The sequence below is a fragment of the Nocardiopsis gilva YIM 90087 genome (assembly GCF_002263495.1).
GTDB classification, from domain to species: Bacteria; Actinomycetota; Actinomycetes; order Streptosporangiales; family Streptosporangiaceae; genus Nocardiopsis_C; species Nocardiopsis_C gilva.
Genome location: NZ_CP022753.1, coordinates 2,401,548 through 2,415,692, shown reverse-complemented (window position 1 = coordinate 2,415,692; position 14,145 = coordinate 2,401,548). Strand labels below are relative to the sequence as shown.

Annotated in this window: 11 protein-coding genes; 8 read left to right on the top strand and 3 right to left on the bottom strand. The window is 71.6% G+C overall.

Going from position 1 to position 14,145, the window contains the following annotated elements:
- The first annotated feature begins 31 nt into the window (after positions 1-31).
- The 4 genes from CDO52_RS11025 to CDO52_RS11010 all read left to right on the top strand — a co-directional run bounded on the left by CDO52_RS11025 (position 32) and on the right by CDO52_RS11010 (position 5,571).
- Positions 32-1,195: an exonuclease SbcCD subunit D gene (locus tag CDO52_RS11025; protein ID WP_017617197.1), complete on the top strand. Its 1,164-nt coding sequence runs from the start codon at positions 32-34 to the stop codon at positions 1,193-1,195.
- Positions 1,195-4,245 carry an AAA family ATPase gene (locus tag CDO52_RS11020; protein ID WP_094932366.1) on the top strand — a complete coding sequence of 1,017 codons (3,051 nt, stop codon included), beginning with the start codon at positions 1,195-1,197 and terminating at the stop codon, positions 4,243-4,245. Before CDO52_RS11025 ends, CDO52_RS11020 begins: the two co-directional genes overlap by 1 nt.
- Positions 4,246-4,455: 210 nt before the next feature.
- Positions 4,456-5,139, top strand: a complete 684-nt coding sequence (locus tag CDO52_RS11015) for an AAA family ATPase (RefSeq protein ID WP_017617199.1) — start codon at positions 4,456-4,458, stop codon at positions 5,137-5,139.
- Between the two features lie 12 nt (positions 5,140-5,151).
- Complete coding sequence (locus tag CDO52_RS11010; protein ID WP_017617200.1) at positions 5,152-5,571, top strand: hypothetical protein; 420 nt, start codon at positions 5,152-5,154, stop codon at positions 5,569-5,571.
- Positions 5,572-5,585: 14 nt separating this feature from the next.
- Here the strand turns inward: CDO52_RS11010 and CDO52_RS11005 are convergent, their stop codons facing one another.
- The 3 genes from CDO52_RS11005 to CDO52_RS27375 form a co-directional block, all read right to left on the bottom strand.
- Complete coding sequence (locus tag CDO52_RS11005; protein ID WP_017617201.1) at positions 5,586-6,491, bottom strand: TIGR03621 family F420-dependent LLM class oxidoreductase; 906 nt, start codon at positions 6,489-6,491, stop codon at positions 5,586-5,588.
- 176 nt (positions 6,492-6,667) lie between these two features.
- Entirely contained in the window at positions 6,668-8,719 is a 2,052-nt protein-coding gene (locus CDO52_RS11000; RefSeq protein ID WP_017617202.1) for a bifunctional copper resistance protein CopD/cytochrome c oxidase assembly protein, read from the bottom strand.
- Positions 8,688-8,879: a hypothetical protein gene (locus CDO52_RS27375; protein ID WP_152471499.1), complete on the bottom strand. Its 192-nt coding sequence runs from the start codon at positions 8,877-8,879 to the stop codon at positions 8,688-8,690. The genes CDO52_RS11000 and CDO52_RS27375 overlap by 32 nt, the downstream gene beginning before the upstream one ends.
- Positions 8,880-9,385: 506 nt before the next feature.
- Here CDO52_RS27375 and CDO52_RS10995 point away from each other — a divergent pair.
- The 4 genes from CDO52_RS10995 to CDO52_RS10980 all read left to right on the top strand — a co-directional run bounded on the left by CDO52_RS10995 (position 9,386) and on the right by CDO52_RS10980 (position 14,143).
- Positions 9,386-10,690, top strand: coding sequence for an amidohydrolase family protein (locus CDO52_RS10995; protein ID WP_017617203.1), 1,305 nt, complete (start codon positions 9,386-9,388; stop codon positions 10,688-10,690).
- Positions 10,691-10,816: 126 nt separating this feature from the next.
- Complete coding sequence (gene ald / locus CDO52_RS10990) at positions 10,817-11,935, top strand: alanine dehydrogenase (RefSeq protein ID WP_094932365.1); 1,119 nt, start codon at positions 10,817-10,819, stop codon at positions 11,933-11,935.
- A 285-nt stretch (positions 11,936-12,220) separates the two neighbouring features.
- Positions 12,221-12,850: a class I SAM-dependent methyltransferase gene (locus CDO52_RS10985; protein WP_152471500.1), complete on the top strand. Its 630-nt coding sequence runs from the start codon at positions 12,221-12,223 to the stop codon at positions 12,848-12,850.
- Positions 12,851-12,979: 129 nt separating this feature from the next.
- Complete coding sequence (locus CDO52_RS10980; RefSeq protein ID WP_017617206.1) at positions 12,980-14,143, top strand: enolase C-terminal domain-like protein; 1,164 nt, start codon at positions 12,980-12,982, stop codon at positions 14,141-14,143.
- Positions 14,144-14,145 lie beyond the last annotated feature (2 nt).

Genomic DNA, 14,145 nt, shown 5'->3' with positions numbered 1-14,145 from the left:
CACAGGAGCACCTTCGGTAGTCTCGCGGACCATGCGGCTCTTGCACACCTCCGACTGGCACCTGGGGCGGTCCTTCCACCGGGAGAACCTGATCGACGCCCAGGCGGCGTTCGTCGACCACCTCGTCGCGACGGTCCGCAGCGAGCGCATCGACGTCGTCGTGGTCTCCGGCGACCTCTACGACCGCGCGCTGCCCTCGGTGGACGCCGTGCGCCTGTTCGGCGAGGCGCTGCGCCGCATCCGCGACACCGGGGCGCGCGCCGTCCTGATCAGCGGGAACCACGACTCGATGGCGCGGCTGGACTACGCCACCGAGCTCATCGACGCCTCCGGCATCCACCTGCGCAGCTCGCTGGAGAGCATCGGTGAGCCCGTGCTGGTCGACGACGAGCACAGCGGCGCGCACGGCCCGGTCGCCTTCTACGGCATCCCCTACCTGGAGCCGGAGATCGCCCGACACCACTGGCACCTGGAGGAGCGCGGACACCCGGCCGCCATCGGCCGCGCCATGGAGCTGATCCGCGCCGACCTGGCCACCCGTCCCATAGGCACGCGCTCGGTGGTGCTGTCGCACGCGTTCGTCAGCGGCGGCGCCCCCTCCGACAGTGAGCGCGACATCTCGGTCGGCGGCGCCTCGCACGTACCCGCGTCGATCTACGACGGCGTCGACTACGTTGCCCTGGGCCACCTCCACGGCCGCCAGCGCATGACCGAGACCGTGCGCTACTGCGGATCGCCGCTCGCCTACTCCTTCTCCGAGGAGCACCACCTCAAGGGCTACTGGATCGTGGAGCTGGACGCCACCGGCCCGGTCTCCTACGAGTTCGCCGAGGCGCCGGTGCCGCGCCCTATCGCACGCATCAGCGGGCGGATCGACGACCTGCTCTCCGCGCCCCGGTGGGAGCACTACACCGAGCACTGGCTCCAGGTCACGCTCACCGACCCGGCGCGCCCCGCCTTCCCCATGGACCGGCTGCGCGAACGCTTCCCACACACCCTGCAGCTGGAGTTCGCTCCGGAGGGCGGACGCCCCGAGGACGACCGCACCTGGGCGCGGCGGATCGCCGACCGCTCCGAGCCCGACCTGGTTCTCGACTTCGTCGACTGGGCACGCGGCGCGCCCGCCACGGATGAGGAACGGGCGTTGGTCGAGCGCGCCTTCGAAGAAATCCGCGCTCGGGAGGCGGCGAACTGATGCGGTTGCACACCCTGACCGTCCAGGCGTTCGGCCCGTTCGCAGGGAGCGAGACCGTCGACTTCGACCGGCTCGGCGACGGCGGCCTGTTCCTCATCCACGGTCCCACCGGCGCGGGGAAGACGTCCGTCCTGGACGCGGTGACGTTCGCGCTCTATGGGCAGGTGCCGGGTGCCCGCCAGGCGGCGCGCTCCCTGCGGAGCAACCACGCGCCGCCCGGACTCAAACCCGAGGTCAGCCTGGAGGCGACCATCCGCGGTCGGCATCTGCGCATCACCCGCTCCCCCGCTTGGAGGCGGCCGAAAAAACGCGGGACTGGAACCACCGAGGAGAAAGCCAGCGCCACCGTCATCGAATTCGTCGACGGCGAATCACACGGGCTGACCAACCGGCCGGACGAGGCCGGGCAGATCATCAGCGACATACTCGGCCTCACTGTGAAGCAGTTCTGCCAGATGGTGCTGCTTCCCCAGGGCGAGTTCGCCAACTTCCTGCGCGCCGACGCCAAAGACCGTCGGGTGTCGCTGGAGCGCCTGTTCAACACGGGCGTCTTCACTCAGGTGGAGGACTGGCTGATCGATGAGGCGCGTGATCGCGGGCGAACGGCGGACACCGCGGAGTCCGCTGTGAGCCGGGTCGCCGACCTCATCGTCGAGGTTGGGCGCGCGCCCCGACCGGACGCGGCCGCCACGGGCAGGCCGGGGCATGGGCGTGGGACGACCGGTAGGCGCGCTGACCTGGACGCGCTCGTGCCGTGGGCCACCGAGCTCGCCCTGGTCACCGCCGCGACCGCCGACGACGCCGGACGGGTGGCCGCCGACGCCGCGGCGGAGCGCGACCGCGCCCGCACCGCTGTACAGGAAGCGCGTGACCTGGAGGAGCGGCAACAGCGACACAGGGAGGCACTGCGTAAGGAGGCCGCTCTCGCCGAACGCGCCGACGAGCGCCAGGCCCTCGACACCGAGCTCGCCGACGCCGGGCGCGCGGCGACCGTGGTGCAGCTGCTGCGCACCGAGGAGTACCGCCGCACCCAGCTGGACAAGGCCGAGCTGACCGCGTCCGAACGCCTCGCCCTGGTCAGCAGCCTCGTTCCGGTCGACTCGGCACGTTCGAGCGATGCGGAGTCCCGCGAGCACACCATCACCCCCCTGCACACCGCTGAACGCGCCCGCCGCGACGAGATCGCCCAGCTGGAGCAGCTGCGCGGCGACGCCGACCGCCGCGTCGCCCTGGAACGGGAGGTCGCGACGCTGGACTCCCGCGTCGAGGCCGCCCAGCGGGAACTCGACCAGTGCCAGAAGCGAGCCGGTGAACTGCCCGAGCAGCGCGCCGCGCTGGCCGCGGAGCTGGCCCAGGCACAGGAGCGGACGGGATCGCGCGAGGCCGCCGTCGACGCGCTCGACCTCGCCCGACAGCGACGGGAGGCGGCGCGGAACTGCGTGCGGCTGCGCGCCGAGCTGACAGCGGCCGAGCAGCAGCGGATCGAGGCCGTCGACGCGGCGCAGGCCGCGCGCGATGCGCTGTTGGACGTGCGCCGCCTGCGGATCGAAGGCATGGCGGCCGAGCTGGCCGGAGGGCTCGGGCCGGACCGGCCGTGCCCGGTGTGCGGGTCGCGGGAACACCCGGAACCGGCCGTCGGCGCTGCCGCACGGCCGACGCCGGAGGACGAGGAACACGCCCAGCAGGCCGAACAGGCCGCGCGCGAGCGGCGCACGCAGGCGGAGAACGCGGTCACCGTCCTGACCGAACGACGCACCGCGGCCGAGGCGAACGCTGGCGGCCTCACCGAAGAGGACGCCGCCGAGCTGGTGGCGGCCCGGAAGCGCGCGCTGGACGAACTCGACGCCGCGGCGACCCAGGTGACCCGGATGACCGAGCGCCTGGCGGAGATCGACGCCGCGCTGGACAAGGCGCGCACGCGGGAGAGCGAACTCTCCCGCGAACTGGCGGAACTCGCCGAGCGGCGCACCGCACGGGCCGAGGAAGCCGCGCGGCTCACCGAACGGCTCGCGGCGGCGGTCGGCACCGACCCCGACCTGCCGAGCCGCATCGCCCGCCTGAACAGCGAGGCCGACCTGCTGGCGGCGGCGGCCGAGGCGCTGCGGCAGCGCTCCACGGCCCTGGAGGAACTCCGCGGCGCCGAGAAGGAGACGGTGCGCGGCCTGACCGAGGCCGGTTTCGCCTCGGCCGATCAGGTGTGGGCGGCGGACCGCACCCCCGAGGCCCTCCGTACCCTGCGCGAACGCGCGCGGGCCTATGACGACGAACGCGCGGCTGTCCGCGCGGCGCTGGCCGACCCGGCCTTGGCCCAGGCCGCCGCGGCCCCCGCTCCGGACCTGGCGGGGCTCCAGGCGGCGCTCGACGCCGCCGAACAGTCCGCCGAGCACACCCTGACCTGGCGCGACCGCCTCACGCACCGCGCCGAGCGCCTGGCCGACCTCCGCACCGAACTCGACACCGGCCTGTCGGGCTCCCGCCCGGCCCGCCACCGCCACGCCGTAGCCGACGGCCTCGCCCGACTGGCAGCGGGGACCTCCCAGGACAACCGCGAGAACGTCCGGCTGTCGGCCTACGTGCTGGCGGCCCGACTGGAACGGGTGGTGGCCGCGGCCAACGACCGATTGGCCACCATGTCGAGCAGCCGCTACGAACTCCGCCACACCATCGACAAGTCCGCAGGCGACCTCTCGCGCTCGGGGGGCGGCCTCGGCCTCCGCGTCCTCGACGCCTGGACCGGCCAAGACCGCGACCCGGCGACCCTGTCGGGCGGCGAAACCTTCATCACCTCCCTGGCGCTCGCACTCGGCCTAGGGGATGTGGCCGGAGAAGAGGCGGGCGGCACCGACATCGACACCCTCTTCGTCGACGAGGGGTTCGGCAGCCTGGACGAGGAAACCCTGGAGGAGGTCCTCGAGGTCCTCGACTCCCTCCGCGACGGCGGCCGAGCCGTCGGTGTCGTCAGCCACGTCGCCGACCTGCGCACCCGGATCACCACCCGGCTGAGGGTGATCAAGTCAGCCACGGGATCCCGCCTGGAGCAGACCGGTTAGTTGATCTGCCCTGGAAGGGATGGGGACCGGGGGGCCTGCCGGGTCGGCCCGGTTCGCTCCCCCGGTGTTCTTAGGTGAAAATCAGCACCAGGAGCGGACAGGATTAGGGGCGAGGACCGAGCTCTCCAGGGATCAGGATCATCATTTGTCCTCACCCACTTCTCAAGTGGTCTTTATTGCGGTCCTATGCGAAGTGTGAACAACTACCGCATGACCACCACCCCAGCGCCCACCGGCCCGCAGATGTCGATCCCCATGCCGACCGTTGAGCCGAGCGGTGTCCGTCCCGTCGGGTCGCTCCGCTATCCCGCGCGTTCGCTCGTGCTGCTCGGGGGCGTGCCCGGAGCGGGGAAGAGTACGTTGCTCAACCGGCTCTACGGGTTGGACGGCAGCGAGGCCGACACGGTGCTCACGGACGACGGGGTGCGGATCATCGACTCGCAGCAGTCGCGGAACCGCCTCACGCCGTGGTTGTGCTGGGTGCCGTACCCCGCGTGGCGGTGGGTGGTGCACCTGCTGCACTATCTACGCCTCGTGCTGGCCCTGCGCGCCGGGGATCCGGTGATCGTGCACGAGGCGGGGACCCGGGGGCCGATCCGTCGGTTGTTGGGGTGGTACTGCCGGACGTTGGGGATCGGGGTGCACCTGCTGTTGATCGACGTCTCGCCGGACGAGGCGCTGCGCGGGCAGAAGGCGCGGGGCCGGTGGGTGAGCGCGCGCAGTCATCGGGCGCACGCCCGGCGGTGGGGGCGGTTGCTCACCGCGTTGGCGGAGCGCCCGGCTGCGGTGGCGCCGGGGTCGGTGTCGCTGGTGTTGATGGACCGCGAGCGCGTAGGGCGGCTCAGCGGGATCGAGTTCACTCCCGTTCCGTTCGGGGCGGCCCGCCGACAGTGACAGAATGTCGGGGTGAATTCGCTGGTCAACATCGCTGTGTTCGGAATCGTCGGCGCCGTCATCATGGCGGCCCTCATCGGCCTGCTGCTGGTCCTCGGCGGTCGGGGCCAAGGGCGCGGGCCGCAGACCGTGTTCGGGGCGATATCCCTGGTCGTGCTCATCGCCGTTCCGGCGCTCGCGGCGGTGAACCTGCGGAGCACCGCCCCCGGCACCGGATTCGGTCCGGTGTTCCTCGTCGCGTTCGGAGTCGCGCTGGTCATCTGCGCGGTCAACATCGCCTTCCTGCCCCTCGTCGCGCGGCGGGCCGCCGCCGGGCGCGGGGAGGAGCTGGCCGCGGGGACACGCCTCTCCCCCGCCCTGCTCGGCGGCGGTCTGCTGGTCTGCGCCGTGCTCGGCCTGGTCGGCGCCGGTGTGGGGATTCTGGCTGGCTGACCTGCGGCGGCGCGCTAAGACCGCGCGGCCGCCCCAGGCTCCCCGGCGAGGTCGCGCACGAGGGGGATGACCTCGGCGAGGGCGTCCCGGTAGGGGCCGTGGGTCGCGATGTAGCTGAAGCCGAACCGCTCGCGGTTGGCGATGATCTCCCGCGCGATCTCCTCGGCCGTGCCCACGAGCACGAAGGGACTGTCCAGGACCGCTGCGGCGGTGTCGAGTCCGGGCGCGGCGAACTCCCGGGCGATCACGGCCGCGGTGCGCTCCGCGTCGTCGGTGATGCGCACCGCCTGGATGAGCACGTTGGATTCGATCGCATCGGCGCGCGCCCCGGCCTGCTCGGCGACGAACTCGACACGCCGCCGCGTCTCCTCCGCGTCCGCCACTTCGAACGTGCCCATCTTCGCGCCTCTCACCTGGGTGAGGCCCCCGTAACCGACGATGTCGGCGTGGCGGGCCGCCAGTGCGAGCGTGCGCCGGCCGTGTGCGCCGATCAGGAGTGGCGGGCGGGGCGACTGCCGGGGCAGCGGTTCCTGGCCACCGTCCGGCGCGAAGAGCCGGTTCAGCCGCGCGATGCTCTGTTCGAGCCGCTCGACACGCTCGGCGTGCGGCCGCCACGCGATCCCCGCGGCGTCGAACTCCGACTTCATGTGGCCGCACCCCAGGCCGAGCTCCAGCCGTCCGCCCGAGAGGCGGTCCACCGTGGCGGCCTCGCGGGCGAGCATGGACGGGTTCCAGAACTCGTTGTTGACGACGAGCGTGCCGACCCGAACCCGCGTGGTGACCGCGGCGGCCGTCGCCAGCATCGCGAAGGGGGATGCCGCCCCGAGATGGTCGGGGGCCAGGACGGTATCGAAGCCCAGTTCCTCGCTGGAACGGCAGAAATCCGCCCAGTCGTCGACGTTCAGGCGGCCGAAATTCACACCGAATCGAAAATTCCTCATGGGGTGCACCCAATCGGATCCACCGGCCCCTCACCAGTGGGGTTCGCCCTGAGCGAGGGATTTCTGCTTCCGGCAGAGCGCTCTTGCACTCGTTCGGTCACCGAGGAAGGGCCGGTGGTCTTTTCTGTCGTTTTCCGTGGCTTTCGCCCGAGACGTTAGCCCTGGCCTTTCGCGCGCTCGTTGAGTCGCTGCAGGTAGGCGTTGTATTCGTCCATGTCGGCGTCGTCGGAACCGTCGCGCTTGCTGTGCCGTTCCCGCCGACGCTCGGTGCGCTCCTCGTCGCGCGCCCACTGCCTCATCAGGGCCATGGTCACCAGCAGTGTGGGGATCTCCCCGACCGCCCAGGCGATCCCGCCACCCATGTACTGATCGTCGCTGTTCCCGTCGCTCCACGGGACCTCGAACTGGCCGTAGTAGTCCATCGCGAGCGGCTCCGACTGCATCATGATCGAGATACCGAAGAACGCGTGCATGCCCATGGTCAGCAGCAGGAGGACGAAGCGCAGCAGGTAGGGCAGCTTGCGCGGGGCCGGGTCCACACCGACGACGATCCAGTAGAAGAGGAAGCCCGCCAGCAGGAAGTGCACGTTCATGAACATGTGACCCATGTGGTCGCTCATGAGCTGCGGGAACAACGGGGTGAAGTAGAGCGCGTAGGGGCTGATCACGAAGATGGACGTGGCCACCGCGGGATGCGTGACGACCTTCGAGTAGCCGCTCTGCAGGAACAGGCTGAGCCACTCGCGCGGCCCTCGGTCCCCGCGCCGCTCGGCGGGCTTCAGCGCGCGCAGCGCGAGCGTCACCGGTGCGCCGAGCACCAGCAGGATCGGGGTCAGCATGGACAGCACCATGTGCTGGATCATGTGCGTGCTGAACAGCACCATGGCGTAGGTGCCGACACCGGTGAGCAGCGTCGCGACGATGGTCAGCAGCCCCGCGGCCCAGGCGACGCTGCGCGCCCACGGCCAGGCGTCGCCCCGCCGCCGCAGCCGGACGACTCCGGCCGCGTACAGCCCGCCCAGAACCACCACGACCAGGATGAAGAACAGGTCGGGGCGCCAGAGGGTGAGCAGCGAGTTCAGGCTCATTGGCGGCGGCATGGGGAAGCCGAGCAGAGCGAAGACCGGGTCGACCTCGGACTCCAGCGGCGGGGGCGGAGCGGTCCGGCTGAGCGCGACCGACAGCCCCATCACCGCGGCCATGACGGCGATCTCGACCCCGGCGAGCCGGGCGAACAGCGTGCGCCCACTGTTCTCGGCGATCTTCGGCACGATCGAGCGGCGGTGCCACCACCCGATACCGCCGAGCACGACGAACAGGGCGATCTTGGTCAGGATGATCAGCCCGTAGGCGGTGGTGAACAGCTCCATCACGCCGTAGAGCCGACTGATCGCGCTGGCCAGGCCGCCGATGGCGACGCCGACGTAGGCCCACAGCGCCATGCGGCTGAAGCGGGTGACGGCCGTGGACACGTTCTCGCCGTTGGTGCGCAGCCCGTGGAAGGTCACCGCGGCGAGCCCGCCGACCCACACCGAGATGGCGAGGACGTGCACGGCCAGGCCGCTGATCGCCAGCTCGTGGGAGCCGGCCGAGGCCGAGTGCCCGGTCAGCGCGGGCGGGACCACGGCGGCGAGGGCGGCCGCGACCAGGGCGAAGGTTCCGGTGGCCGAGAGGACGGTGCGGCCGAACAGCGCCACGGCCGTGGCGAGCAGGATGACGAACATCAGGCCGATGCCCTGCGGGATCGACCCCGCGTAGCTGGTCAGCTCGTCGCCGAGGACCTCACCGGGCGGCAGCCCCAGCAGGTCGGAGAGCTGGAAGACGAGCGTCGCCCCGGCCGCCGCCGCCCAGGTGAGAGCGGCCCAGGAAGCGGCCCGTACATACCCCTGCGCCTGCTCGCCCAACATCCCCTTGGCGGAGGGGAACAGGAACACCGCCAGGAGGAGCAGCCCCACCGTGAGCGCCGCGGCGAGGTCCATCGTGATCTTGGAGAGGGGCAGTCCCCACCGCGTGAGCGCTCCGGGATCGGGCAGGCCGGGGATCACCTGGGCGGTCACCGCACCCCCGGCGGCCAGGGCGAGGAGGAGAGCGATCAGGCAGGCGGCGACGGCCGCGACGGCGATGATGAGCGCCGTGTCGGTGCCGTTGTTCCGCCGAAGGCCCGTGCTCTGGGAACTACTGGTCTGTTGTGCGCCAGGGGGAGCCACGCGTGCCACTCCGTCGTGGTCGGGATTGCTGTTTGCTCGTGTTGTGGCGCAGGACCGCCACCGCGAGGGCCGCGCCGACCAGCAGGCCGATGCCGCTCCACATCCACGAGACGAGCCCCGCGGCGGCGTGAGCGGCGATGAGACCTCCGAGTTCCAGCACGGACACCACCTCGACCTAGGTTACGCGTACTACTACAACGTGTCGGACATACCCGTCTTGCGCGCTGATGCACCGGAACAGGCCCGCTCACCTGTCGCCCCTGTCGGCCCACACGCCCCGATGCTCCACCGCTTCGCTGCGCGACTGGGCGCGGGTATCGACCTTTTCTCCGCGCGCCCTCCACGAATATCCGGTTTTCTCCCCGCGCGACGCACCATTACGGCCATAATCAGGGTCCGCGTCGGAAATCTCCGGCGATCCCGTGGATTACTCCGGGAGGAATACGGGTCTCGCAGGCCATCGCATTGATCTTAGGACAACGACGAACATCGGGGCGAACGCGCCCGCCACCACTGATCCGATCACGACGTCCACCAATCGGTGGCTCCTCTCTCGTCTCCCACCCTGCCCCCACCATTCTCTCGAATCGAAAACCGTATAGCGACAATTTCCGCGCTTTCGGCACCTTTCCGCGACTGGGCCACCGAACTACGGAGGGGATCCCAATGCCCCAGATCGACACCGTCATCCGCTCGCGCCGCGTGGTCACCCCCGACGGGGTCGAGGCGGCGGCTGTCGGCATCAGCAGCGGGCGCATCGCCGCGCTGCTGGCCTATGACGCCTCCGTCACCGACGCCCGGAACGAGATCGACCTGGGCGCGGCCGCGCTGCTCCCGGGGTGCGTCGACCTCGACGTCGCCGTCCAGGCGCCCGGCCAGCCACTGCGCGAGGGGTACCAGAACACCAGCGCGGCCGCCGTGCGTGCCGGCGTGACCAGCATCGTTGTCACCCCGGCGCCGGGCCGCCCCGCCATCACGGGTGTCTCCGCCCTCAAGACCCACATGACGGCCTCGGCCGGAGCCGAGGTGAACGTGGCGTTCCTCGGCGGGATCACCCCCCGCAGCACCCCGGCCGACCTCGCCGACCTCCGCGGAGCCGGGGTGGCGGGGTTCCACTGTTCCCTCTCGGACGGCGGCGCGCCGGACATCTCGGCCGTGGACGAACCCCTGCTGCGCAAGGCCATGGCCGAAGTGGCCGCGATGGAGGCCCCGCTGCTGGTCCACGCCGAAGACGCGGGCGAGCTGGCCGCGTCGGGCCGCTCGCACCACGCGGACGACGGACTGCCCGCCCCGCGCCCGCCCCGGGCCGAGCGGCGCGGCCTGGAGCGCGTCATCTCCGCGGCCCGGGTGACCGGAACCCGCACCCATGTCTCCCCGTTCACCGCCGCCGAGTGCGCGGCGCTCCTCGCCGCCGCCCGCGCCATCGGCGTCGCGGTGAGCGCCCACACCTGCCCGCACTACCTGTGCCTGCCCGCCGAGACGGTGCCCGCCGACTCCCCCGCCTTCCACTGCCGACCGCCGCTGCGCTCGGGCGCCAACCGCAACGCGCTGTGGAGCGCGCTGCTGGCGGACGGCGACTCCGCGGTCAGCACGATCGGGTCCGGCCACCGCCCCGGCACAGGGGTGGCGGCGATCCCCTGGACGCTGCCGGCGCTGTGGACGGCGGCGTCGCGGCGCGGACGCGACCTGGACGACCTCGTGCGGTGGACGGCCACGGGCCCGGCGGAGGTGGCGGGCATGCGCTGGAAGGGCCAGGTCGCCGCCGGCTACGACGCGGATCTGGTGGCCTTCGACACCGACGCCGAGCAGACCGTTCCCGACACCGACATCGGCCCCTACGCCGGACGCGTCCTCACCGGCCGGGTGGAGCGCACGTGGGTCGCGGGCACCACTGTCTTCCCGCGCCCCCGGCAGCGACCGAATTCGCGCCGCAATGCCCAGGGTGGGCCTGCGCTGCACGTCAACACGTGATTCCCCAGGGACGACGGCTTACACACTGTCAACAATACTTCGAATCGCTATCCATGTTGGAGATGGTTCGGCATCGTTCGAGGGGTCACAGTGAGTGGGTAGCAATGACCACGCTAGGAGGACCAAGTGCGCGTCGGCGTGCCCCGCGAGATCAAGAACCACGAATACCGAGTGGCCATCACCCCGGCCGGCGTCCACGAGCTGGTCACCCGTGGCCATGAGGTCGTCATCGAACGCGACGCCGGACTCGGCTCGTCCATCAAGAACGAGGAGTACACCGCCGCCGGTGCGCGCATCCTCGACACCGCGGACGACGTTTGGGGCGAAGGCGAGCTGATCCTCAAGGTCAAGGAGCCCATCGCCGAGGAGCACCACCGGATGCGGGAGGGCCAGACCCTCTTCACCTACCTGCACCTGGCCGCCTCGCGCGAGTGCACCGACGCGCTGCTGGAGCGCAAGGTCACCGGTATCGCCTACGAGACCGTGCAGCTGCCCGACGGCTCGCTGCCGCTGCTCGCCCCGATGTCGGAGGTGGCCGGCCGGCTGGCCCCGCAGGTCGGCGCCGCGACCCTGCAGCGCCCCAACGGCGGGCGCGGCGTGCTGATGGGCGGCGTCCCGGGTGTGCGCCCGGCCAAGGTCACCGTCATCGGCGCCGGTGTGTCCGGCATGAACGCCACCCAGATCGCGGTGGGCATGGGCGCGGATGTCACCCTGCTCGACCTCAACGTCGCCAAGCTGCGGCACGCTGACGACCTGTACCAGGGCCGTGTGAAGACCGTCTCCTCCAACTCCCTCGAACTGGAGCAGGCGGTCCTGGAGTCCGACATGGTCATCGGCGCGGTGCTGATCCCGGGCGCCAAGGCCCCCAAGCTCATCTCCAACGAGCTGGTCTCCCGGATGAAGCCGGGCGCGGTGCTCGTCGACATCGCCATCGACCAGGGCGGCTGCTTCGCCGACTCCCGCCCGACCACGCACGCGGACCCGACGTTCGCGGTGCACGACGCCGTCTTCTACTGCGTCGCCAACATGCCCGGCGCCGTGCCCAACACCTCCACCTACGCGCTGACCAAGGACACGCTGCGGTACACCGTCGCGCTGGCGGGCAAGGGCTGGAAGCAGGCACTCAACGACGACCCGGCCCTGGCTCTGGGTCTGAACACCTTCGACGGCGACCTCACCAACGACGCCGTCGCCGAGGCCCACGGCCTGAAGTCCCGCACCATCTCCGAGGTGCTCTCGGCGTAGCGGCGGCTGACAGCAGAGGCGGCGCGGCGCCGCCTCGGTCCGCAGAAGGGCCAAGGCCACCCGGGCGGGGGCGTGGGGAACCCGGGTTCCCCACGCCCCCGCCCGCATTCTCCACCCGCCACACGTCCCGGATTTCCCAGGCCACCCACCGTGCGTCTCGGTTCACTCGCGCCGGTCGCGGGGAAGGTTCGCAGGTATCGGACCCCGGTCGCGCCCGCTTCGGCGCGGTACGGCACGAGGGTCGGCGGCAGCGGCGGTTCACCGGCGAACGGGATGGTGAGCGGGATGGAGCGTCGGGACACCGAACGTCCGGACAGCAGGCACAGGCAGTTGTGGACGGGCGAACCGCCCGGCGCCAACCCCTTCGCTCTGCCCCGCGGCCTGGTCGGCCGACTGGCGGGATGGGTCCTGGCCTGGGCCAACCGCGGGGCGCAGGCGGAGATCATGGATATCCTCGACGTTCCCGAGGGGGCGCACGTCCTAGAGGTCGGGCACGGTCCGGGCGTCCTCATTGAGATGCTGGCGGCGCGCCCGAATGTCACCGTGACCGGCGTCGACCCGTCCGCCGAAATGGTGCGGATGGCCCAGCGGCGCAATGCGGCGGCGGTGCGGGACGGCCGCGTGCGTATCCGGCTCGGCGGAGCCGATTCGACGTGCATGGACGACGAGTCGGTGGACCTTGTGGTGTCGGTGAACACTGTGGCGATGTGGCCTCGCCTCGACGACGGCGTCGCGGAGTTCCACCGGGTTCTGCGACCGGGCGGCCGTACCGTCATCACCTGGCACCGCGTTCCGGCGCGGTTCCGCCTCACCGCGGAGGAGTTCGCCGCCATCGAGTCCGCGGTGCGGGATCGATTCGGCGCGGTCGAGCGGACCGAGCTGCCCTCATCCGTTGTGTTCAGCGCCACCCGCTGAACCGCGAACCCGCCGGTGAGCCGCGGACGGCGCCGAAGCCCGAGGTGGTCGGGGTCGATAAGACGGGATACCTTCGAGTGGAGGGACATCCCCCCGCACACTCCCGAACGCTTTGGAGGCGGAGCGCGCGTGTCACGCACGGAACCGGCAACGGTCACTCGGGTCGCGACGATCGACGCGACTCTGGTCCGCCTGCCGCCGGCCCACCCCAGGTCCGGGGCCCGCGCGGCGGAGAGACGACCACGCCAGGTCCAGCACGCCCTGGTCCGGGTGACCGACGACAACGGGGTCTGCGGCTGGGGCGAGATCCCGGCCGTCGACGCCGACCGGTGGCGTGCGCTGGTGGACGGCTTCTCCCCCGCGCTGCTGCGACACTCCTGGATGCGCCCGACCGAGGCCGCTTTGGCCTGGGTGGACCTGCCGCACGACCCGGCCGTGGCGTCCGGCCTCGACGTCGCCTGCTGGGACCTGTGGAGCAAGCAGCGCGGCACGCCGCTCTCCCACGCGCTCGGCGGTGAACGCACCGCCATCACCGCCGGTGTCACCATCGACCGCCAGCCCTCGTTGGACTCCATGGTCCTGGAGGTCAACCGGCAGGTCGGCTCCGGATTCCGGCGCATCCGGCTGGAGATCGAACCCGGCTGGGACGTTGAACCCATCCGCGCAGTTCAGGAGAGCTTCCCGTTCCTGGTGCTGCAGGTGACAGGGCGGGGACGCTACACCGAGGACCCCGCCGACCTGGAGGCCCTGCGCGCCCTGGACGAGTACGGCCTGCTCGCCGTCGAACAGCCCTTCGCCGATGACGACCTCGCGGCGCACGCCCGCCTCCGCCGCGACATGCGCACCACCATCGCCCTGGACACCTCGGTCGACTCTCTGGCAACCCTCGACGACGCCATCCGCCTGGAGGCCGCGGGCGCCCTCAACCTCCGCGTCGCCCGCATGGGCGGCCTCACCCCGGCCCGCCGCGCCCACGACCGCGCCGCCGACGCGGGATGGGACGTATGGTGCGGCTCCGACGGTGAATCCGGAATCGGCCGCGCGGCCATCGTCGCGCTCGCCTCCCTCCCGGGCATCAGCCTCCCCAGCGAAATGCCGGGAGCCGGCGGCATCCACGCCCGCGACGTCGCGGTCCCACCGGTACGCGCCCACGACGGCATCACCCCGATCCCCCTGACCCAACCCGGCCTGGGCCACGAAATCGACGCGCGCACCCTGCGTGCCCTTGCCGTCCGGTCGGTCACCCTCGACCACCAGGGCTCCCGACCGGCCGACGCGGCGAGCCTGGCCTGAGG

Coding starts and splice junctions, on each gene's coding strand:
- CDO52_RS10995 (WP_017617203.1), top strand. CDS start 9,386: ATGCCCCAGATCGACACCGTCATCCGCTCGCGCCGCGTGGTCACCCCC.
- CDO52_RS11025 (WP_017617197.1), top strand. CDS start 32: ATGCGGCTCTTGCACACCTCCGACTGGCACCTGGGGCGGTCCTTCCAC.
- CDO52_RS10985 (WP_152471500.1), top strand. CDS start 12,221: ATGGAGCGTCGGGACACCGAACGTCCGGACAGCAGGCACAGGCAGTTG.
- CDO52_RS11015 (WP_017617199.1), top strand. CDS start 4,456: ATGACCACCACCCCAGCGCCCACCGGCCCGCAGATGTCGATCCCCATG.
- CDO52_RS11020 (WP_094932366.1), top strand. CDS start 1,195: ATGCGGTTGCACACCCTGACCGTCCAGGCGTTCGGCCCGTTCGCAGGG.